This window comes from Bacillus sp. LR_5 (assembly GCF_042709275.1).
The window spans coordinates 1-2,810 of record NZ_JAVAXX010000489.1 but is presented as its reverse complement, the minus strand read 5'-3'; the positions used below and the strand labels follow the sequence as shown (position 1 = coordinate 2,810).

At 44.9% G+C, this 2,810-nt stretch carries 4 protein-coding genes; all 4 read left to right on the top strand.

Going from position 1 to position 2,810, the window contains the following annotated elements; all coding sequences use genetic code 11:
- Window positions 1-454, top strand: a 454-nt coding sequence (locus RAC86_RS37485) for an ATP-binding cassette domain-containing protein (RefSeq protein WP_377886835.1), incomplete at its 5' end; no start/stop codon positions are given.
- Window positions 430-1,299, top strand: a complete 870-nt coding sequence (locus RAC86_RS37480; protein WP_031600082.1) for an energy-coupling factor ABC transporter ATP-binding protein — start codon at window positions 430-432, stop codon at window positions 1,297-1,299. The genes RAC86_RS37485 and RAC86_RS37480, both read left to right, overlap by 25 nt.
- Complete coding sequence (locus tag RAC86_RS37475) at window positions 1,296-2,093, top strand: energy-coupling factor transporter transmembrane component T family protein (RefSeq protein ID WP_029317183.1); 798 nt, start codon at window positions 1,296-1,298, stop codon at window positions 2,091-2,093. Before RAC86_RS37480 ends, RAC86_RS37475 begins: the two co-directional genes overlap by 4 nt.
- A gap of 9 nt (window positions 2,094-2,102) precedes the next feature.
- A partial coding sequence (truA, locus tag RAC86_RS37470) for a tRNA pseudouridine(38-40) synthase TruA (RefSeq protein ID WP_377886834.1) occupies window positions 2,103-2,810 on the top strand: 708 nt, incomplete at its 3' end.

The following is a 2,810-nucleotide window of genomic DNA, read 5'->3' as shown; positions in this document are numbered from 1 at the left end:
TATGCAAGATTTTCTCGATCAAGAGCCGCACCATCTCTCCGGAGGCCAAAAGCAGAGAGTTGCGATTGCGGGGGTTATTGCCGCACGTCCTGATATTATTATCTTAGATGAAGCAACATCCATGCTTGATCCGATCGGGCGAGAAGAAGTGCTTGAAACGGTAAGACATTTAAAAGAGCAGGGCATGGCGACTGTCATATCCATTACACATGACCTGAATGAGGCAGCAAAAGCAGACAGGATCATTGTCATGAATGGCGGTAAAAAATATGCTGAAGGGCCGCCTGAAGAGATTTTTAAATTGAATAAAGAACTTGTTCGAATTGGGCTTGATTTACCCTTCTCATTCCAGCTTAGCCAGCTTTTAAGAGAAAATGGACTGGCTTTGGAAGAAAACCATTTGACTCAGGAAGGGCTGGTGAAAGAGCTGTGGACATTACAATCAAAGATGTAGAGCATCGCTATCAGATGAAGACGCCGTTTGAGCGCCTAGCACTGTATGATATCAATGCATCGATTAAAGAAGGAAGCTACGTAGCCGTTATCGGGCATACAGGCTCTGGCAAGTCCACTCTTCTTCAGCACCTAAATGGTCTCCTGAAGCCGACGAAGGGACAGATATCACTAGGCAGCACTGTCATTCAGGCAGGGAAAAAGAATAAAGATCTGAAAAAACTTCGTAAAAAAGTCGGAATCGTTTTCCAATTTCCTGAGCATCAATTATTCGAAGAAACAGTTCTTAAAGATATTTCATTCGGACCGATGAACTTTGGTGTTAAAAAAGAAGATGCTGAACAAAAAGCGAGAGAGATGCTGCAGCTTGTAGGTTTATCAGAAGAGCTTTTGGACAGGTCACCCTTTGAATTAAGCGGGGGACAAATGCGCAGAGTTGCAATTGCCGGCGTACTTGCAATGGACCCTGAAGTGCTTGTTCTGGATGAACCGACTGCAGGATTGGACCCAAGAGGGCGAAAAGAGATTATGGACATGTTTTATGAGCTTCATCAACGTGGGAACCTGACGACGATCCTTGTGACACACAGCATGGAGGATGCAGCTGCATACGCTGATGAAATGATTGTTATGCATAAAGGAACGATACAAGCATCAGGCAGTCCGCGTGATCTGTTTTTAAAGGGTGAAGAGATGGCCGGCTGGGGGCTGGATCTTCCTGAAACAATAAAATTCCAAAGACACCTTGAAGCTGTACTGGGTGTGAGATTTAATGAGCCTATGCTCACAATCGAAGATGCCGCTGCTGAAATCCGTGCTCTTTTTCAGGGGGAGAAGACTTTATGATGGACAGCATGATTATCGGCAAGTATGTACCGGGGACTTCACTTGTGCACCGGCTTGACCCCAGAACAAAACTGATCACGATCTTTTTATTTGTCTGCATCGTATTCTTAGCTAATAATGTTCAGACATATGCGTTGCTTGGTTTATTTACAATCGGCGTCGTTTCTTTAACAAGAGTTCCTTTCTCTTTTTTAATGAAAGGGCTGAAGCCAATCATCTGGATTGTCCTTTTTACGTTCCTTCTTCACATCCTTATGACACATGAAGGACCGATTATCTTTCAAATAGGTTTTTTCAAAGTCTATGAGGGCGGTCTGGTTCAGGGGATATTCATTTCTCTTAGATTCGTCTATTTGATTTTAATCACAACCTTATTAACGCTTACGACCACACCGATTGAGATTACCGATGGAATGGAGCAGCTGCTGAACCCATTGAAAAAATTAAAGCTTCCTGTTCATGAGCTGGCTCTTATGATGTCAATTTCTTTACGGTTTATTCCGACACTGATGGAGGAGACAGATAAGATCATGAAGGCTCAGATGGCGCGAGGCGTTGATTTTACAAGCGGGCCTGTCAAAGATAGAGTGAAGGCTATTGTCCCGCTTCTTGTCCCGCTCTTCGTCAGCGCATTTAAACGCGCCGAAGAGCTTGCGGTGGCAATGGAAGCAAGAGGCTATCAAGGCGGAGAAGGACGTACGAAATATAGAAAGCTTGTATGGACAGGAAAAGACACTTCTGTCATTGTCAGCTTAATTGTATTAGCTGCTTTGTTATTTTTCTTAAGGGCTTAGAGGTGCTGTATGAGACTGAAATGCACGATTTCTTATGACGGACATTTGTTTAACGGTTATCAGGTTCAGCCGGGCAAAAGAACGGTTCAGGATGAACTGGAGAAGGCTTTGGCTGTCCTGCATAAGTCAAAAGACAGAATTCCGGTCGTTTCGTCTGGAAGAACAGACAGCGGGGTTCACGCAGCCGGACAGGTGATTCATTTTGACACTCCGCTGTCTATCCCGGCTGAGAGATGGCCATATGCCTTAAATGCACTGCTTCCGGACGATATCGCAGTCAAACAGGCAGAAATTGCGGATGATGGGTTCCATGCACGATTTAGCGCAGTCAAAAAAGAATATCGCTACTTTGTATACACGGAGAAACACCCGGACGTATTTAAACGGCATTACGCTTACCATTTTTCATATCGCCTTAATGTGCAGGACATGAGAGAAGCGGCAAAGCATCTTATAGGGACACATGATTTTACGAGCTTTTGCGCGGCTAAAACAGAAGTGCAGGACAAGGTAAGAACGATTTACGAACTTGATTGGACTGAGACGGCTGACGGCCTGCAAATGCGGATCACAGGCAGCGGTTTCTTATATAATATGGTCAGAATTATTGCGGGTACTTTGCTTGATGCAGGTATTGGAAAAATTTCTCCCGATGATGTGAAATCCATGCTGGAAGCGAAGGATCGCGAAGCGGCAGGGCGCACAGCGCCGGGGCAC